At 34.6% G+C, this 5,398-nt stretch carries 4 protein-coding genes; all 4 read left to right on the forward strand.

The window, feature by feature from the left end; translation table 11 throughout:
* Positions 1-375, forward strand: a 375-nt coding sequence (locus AC3OCB_RS01810) for an MFS transporter (RefSeq protein WP_498340480.1), incomplete at its 5' end; no start/stop codon positions are given.
* Complete coding sequence (locus AC3OCB_RS01815; protein ID WP_498340481.1) at positions 368-1,963, forward strand: thiamine pyrophosphate-requiring protein; 1,596 nt, start codon at positions 368-370, stop codon at positions 1,961-1,963. The genes AC3OCB_RS01810 and AC3OCB_RS01815, both read left to right, overlap by 8 nt.
* Before the next feature lie 442 nt (positions 1,964-2,405).
* Complete coding sequence (locus AC3OCB_RS01820; RefSeq protein ID WP_498340482.1) at positions 2,406-3,635, forward strand: glycosyltransferase family 4 protein; 1,230 nt, start codon at positions 2,406-2,408, stop codon at positions 3,633-3,635.
* Positions 3,636-3,839: 204 nt separating this feature from the next.
* The gene (locus AC3OCB_RS01825) at positions 3,840-5,063 is read left to right on the forward strand and encodes an ATP-binding protein (protein WP_498340483.1); all 1,224 of its coding nucleotides are present in this window, start codon (positions 3,840-3,842) and stop codon (positions 5,061-5,063) included.
* The last annotated feature ends 335 nt before the right edge of the window (positions 5,064-5,398 follow it).

Below are 5,398 nucleotides of genomic sequence, written 5' to 3' on the forward strand. Positions count from 1 at the left end.
AAACTTTTAAAGATAAAGCACATAATTCTTGGTGTTTTAGTTTATTCTATTTCATATTTTGCTGTAGCATTCGTAACTAACTTAATTTTCGCAATTATAGATGTTATTTTTATAACAATTGCAGAAATGATAGTTTCTCCAATATCTCAAGCCATTGCTTCTTCACTAACAAAGGAAGAACATAGAGGAAGAGAACTAGGTGTTTATGGAATGGTGACAGCTTTAGGAAGAGTCGTTGGTTCTTCCTATTCAAGTTATCTAATGTCCTATTTCTTATATTCACCTCTCTATTTATGGTCTTTAATTTCTATACTTGGTATAGTGTCAATTCCACTATACTTATTAAGTCTTAAGAGGATAGAGACAAATGGATAGTGGAGCTAGATTAATTCTAAAGGGATTAAAGGAGTTAGGTGTAGATAAGATATTTATCGTATCAGGCACAGATTATGCAGCCTTTATTGAAGAAAAAGTGAGGGACGACTCTTTACCCGATTTTGTTATTGTCCCTCACGAAATAACTGCTGCTTCAGCTGCCATTGGCTACTCTATGTCAGGGAAAATAGGGGTTGTAGCTGTACACACGCTCCCTGGGACAATGAACGCTTTAGGGATGATTGCTAATGCATATACTTCAAGAATACCTCTTATTGTTATTGCTGGGAGATCTCCTTATACAGAAACTGGTTCACCAGCAAGTAGGAATTTGAGAATACACTGGACTCAAGAAGCTAGAGACCAAGGTGGAGTAGTTAGGCAATGGGTTAAATATGACTTCGAGATAAGAAGAGTTGATCAAATCCCAGAAGTTTTAACTAGGGCTTACCAACTAGCTTTCAGTGAGCCTCAAGGACCAGTATATATAGAAGTTCCTAGAGAAGTGAGTGTAGAAAAAGGAGAATATAGGAAAATTAGAATGTCAATTTTTGAGCCTGGAGTAAGGAGAGAAGATTTGGAAAAGGCTAAAAAGATGATTGAAGAGAGTGAGAGACCAGTAATAATAACGTGGAGGGCTGGAAGAAAGAGGGAATGGTTTGATAGTTTGAAGCGTTTTGCCGACTCTTCCGGTATCCCAGTCCTTAATTATGTAGGAGAAGTTGTAAATTATGAGGGTGATTTAGGGTTAGATAAGGTTGACTTATCATTAGTTGATTTAGCTATTGTTGTTGAATCGGAATTACCTTATATACCTAAAAAAGTCCGCTTTGATGGTAAAATCATCAAAGTAGATGTTGATCCTTCTTACTCTTACATTCCGTTCTATGGTTTTCCTTGTGATTTATGCATTCAATCTTCGGTTTCAGAGTTCTTTGATCAACTTTTAGTGAAAAGAAAAGAAGAGTGGTATGAAAAAGTTAGAGAGATGAGGATTAAGCAAGAGGAAAGGAAGGAAGAAGAGGTCGAAAGACTAAGGAAAATGAAGAATATTCATCCGCGATTTTTGAGTTATACCATAGGTAAGGTGATTAACAAGGGAGACGTCATTCTGAATGAATATCCATTTAACCCTAGGTATGCAAAATTCCATTTCGGTCAGTATTTTGCCGATCCTTCATTTGGACATTTAGGCTGGGCTTTGGGAGCATCTTTTGGTGTTTCTCTAACTGGAAAGAAAGTTGTCGCAACTGTGGGTGATGGTGCTTTTATTTTCGGTGTACCAGAGGCGTTTTATTATGCTTTATCGACTTATGGTGGAAATATCACGATCGTGATCTATGATAATGGCGGTTGGTTAGCTAGTGCTGAGGCAGTTGAGGAGGTTTTCCCGGAAGGTTTGGCTAAAGCTAAGCAGTATTTTCCGGGAGCTGATTTTAAGAGATATAATATTGGTGAGACTGCTAAGGCTTTTGGTGGCTATTTTAAATTGGTAGAAGATGTTGAGGAGGTTGAAGATGCAGTTAAAGAAGCTTATAACGTGAAAGGTTTGTCAGTTCTTCAAGTCATAGTAGAAAGAGAAAGATAGAATCACTACATAAATAACCATATTAGTATAGTGGAGAAGGTTCATGTCAATTTTTTAGTATATTAATAATATAAAAAATATAGGTCTTTTTTGTTATTATGTAAATAATTAAAGAATATAATGGATAAGTTGCCTAGTGATATTGATCATTATCTATTTAGAGAGATTTCTCTCAGTGAATGTGCTAAACAAAATCATTCTTTTAAGGACAAACATACTGATAAAAATGCCAGTCTTCATTTACTAAATTAAGAGTAATGAAGAACAATGAGCTCTGGAAAACGTAAGTAAGTATAATTTTGTCGAACGTTAAGGAAAGGGAGTATATTTCATAAATTAATAATCCAAGAGTCTATCGTGATCGAACAAGAATTTCGCTGAGGATTTCTACAGAGCTAAATGATAACTAAATTTATTATATTTAAGCCAAATACCAAGTAACATGAAAATACTTAGAATTGGAGAGTATTCTTTTAATTATGGAGGCGGTTCTACAAGAAGAGAATACAATGTGCTAAAATTCTTAGCTAAGAAAATGGATATAACTTTCATACCTCTACATAATTTCATATGCTCTGAAGAGGAGGCTAAAGATCTGGAGGAGTATAAAAAGATAGGCGTAAACATTCCAGAGAGAGTTTATAATTTCGTAGGTACTTGTAAACCCACAATAAATCCTTTTGAGTCTATAAATAGAGAGATTACATACTTTAACAACTTTGTTAAAGAGGCAAAAGACTCAGACTTAATTATGAACAATGATAATTCATACTTGCAGGCAGTAGCTTTATCGACACTTAAAAAGAAGACTCAACGCCCTGCAATAAGTTTAGTGCAATTAGATCTCTCTTACACGCATACATTTCGCGGTATATTAAAAACGTTAAGCGGTTCGTCTCTTTTATTATCAGTTCCGCTATATTTGTTAAGGTATTATAAGAAGAGGGTTTTATTTTCTAATTTAAAAAACGTAGATCTATTGTTAGGAGTTTCTAATTCAGTAATTGAATCTCTTATCAAACTGGGTCTAAGAGATCCTCCTCCATATCGCGTTTTGAAACCTGCTAATGCTTTTGATGATAGATTATTAAGCTATTCGACATTAGATAAGGAAGATTATGCAGTGTTTTTTGCCAGACTAGTCCCCGAAAAAGGAATATTTGACTTGCCCAAAATATGGAAGTTTGTTAGGGAGGAATTACCAAACTCAAAGCTAATAGTCCTAGGAAGGTTCTTTAATGATTTTGTTAAGAGGAAATTCTTATCCATGATAAAAAATGATCCTACCATCGAGTATAGGGGATTTGTAACTAGAGACGAGTTGTATAAGATTGTTTCTAAGGCCAAAGTAACAATCTATCCCAGTTACTTTGATACTTTCTCCCTAGTAGCAATAGAATCCTTAGCATTAAAAACCCCTGTAGTAGGTTATGATATCCCAGCATTAAGCGAATTTTATTCTCAGCTAAATGCGGTAAGGCTGGTAAAGCCTAAAAACTATAAAGCTATGGCTTCTGAAATTATAAAATTACTAAAGACGAAAACGGAAGACTATAAAGTAATTTTTGACGAAAAGTATGAGGAGTTCATTAAGCTCCATAGCTCGTGGGAAAACGTCGCTGAAGAAGAGTATAAAGCAATAAGGGAATTCCTAGAAAAGAAGAGATACTAAATTAGTTCAACTATTTAATCCAAATATCAGTCAAGTTCTTCCTACTAATGTAGCAAGGCAAACTCCCTTTTGGAGTTATACTAGATCCTTACAAGAAACGTTCTTTCTAGGAACTATTTATAGAAAAAATTGCATAAAAATATTATTAGTATACTGGAGAAGTTTTGCATCAAACTTTTTTAGTATACTAATAAAGTAAAAATTATGAGTCTTCTTGATATAAAAAGAGTGTTAGTAGATCAGCGTGAAAGATTAGAGAAGAAGTTTGAAAGAGAAAAAATGATCGAGAGAGAGGTTCCAGATTTACGAAGGTATTTGACTTCCTCAAATATATTAGCAATCCTTGGTGTTAGAAGAAGCGGAAAATCAACTTTAGCTGAAATGTTAGTCAGAGGTTTAAATTACGCTTATGTGGATTTCTCGGATGACAGATTGGTGGATATAAAAAGCTTTGAAGAAATAGAAAAAGCGACTTATGAGCTATTCGGCAACGTTGACTATTTTCTGTTTGACGAGATCCATAACTTCACTGGATGGGAAAGGTTTATAACAAGGTTAAGGGAGGAAGGCAAGAAAATCATAGTTACTGGGAGCAATTCTAAGATGCTTTCTGGAGAGTTATCAACTTATCTTACCGGTAGACATGTCTCTTTTACTTTGTTCCCGTTCTCTTTCTCAGAATATTTGAAGTTTAAGGGTGTAAAGATTGAGGGAATAAGGGAAGTTTACTCAACTATATCAGAGAGTACAGCAAAGAGGGAACTAGAAAACTACCTTAACCTTGGTGGTTTCCCTGAGGTCCACAAGATCTCTGAGGACATGCTACCTCAGATTATTTCCGATATCCTCTTTAAGGACGTTGTACTTAGACTTAAGATCAAGAGAGTGAGGACATTCCAAGATTTTGCATTAAGTGTGCTTAAGTATTACTCAAGTGAAATTTCTCTCAATAAATTGACAAAGATGTTAAGTCTAAGCATTACTACTGTTGAGGAATGGTTTAATGGAATTGTTAGCTCTTACCTAGTTTTGACTGCAGAAAGATACTCGAATTCACCTAAAAGTGTTTTAGTATATCCAAAAAAAGTGTATGTAGTTGACCCTGGCATAATTTCTAGATACTTGCTAGATGATTCAAAGGGGAAAATAATGGAGAATATCGTAGCAATTCAATTAGCTAGAAATGGAGAAAAATTATATTATTTAAAGAGTGAAAAAGGGGAAGTCGACTTCGTTACTTCAAATTCCTTAATCCAAGTTACCTATGCGGAAGGAAAAGATGAGGTTGAAAAAAGGGAAATAGAAGGGTTGAAGGAAGGTGAGAAAGCTGTGAAAAGAAGGAGAAAAATTATCATTACTTGGGACTATGAAGATAAGATTGAGGATACGGAGTTTATACCTTTGTGGAAATTTTTGCTTACACATTGAATCAAGGAAACAAAACCGATAACGTGGGCTTTACAGTTATTTCTTTTACAAATGATAAGCCCCTCATGTGAAGAGCCAAGGTTCTAGATAACAAGCTAATGCACATCTATTGCAAGAATAATACTTTTCTTAATTGTGACTTCTTCAGCCTTTTCCATTTTTTAATTAACTCTAGTTATTTTTACTTATTTCTAATCACTTTCCTCAATGACTATGACTTTCACTTTCTTTCCGTGAAGCTTCTTCAACTTCTCTTGGTACTCTTTTGGCGGATATACAATGTATCTGTTCATTGTCTTAATCACTGTTGCATCAAAGACATAAATTGCTACCAT

The sequence above is a fragment of the Sulfurisphaera sp. genome (genome assembly GCF_059755235.1).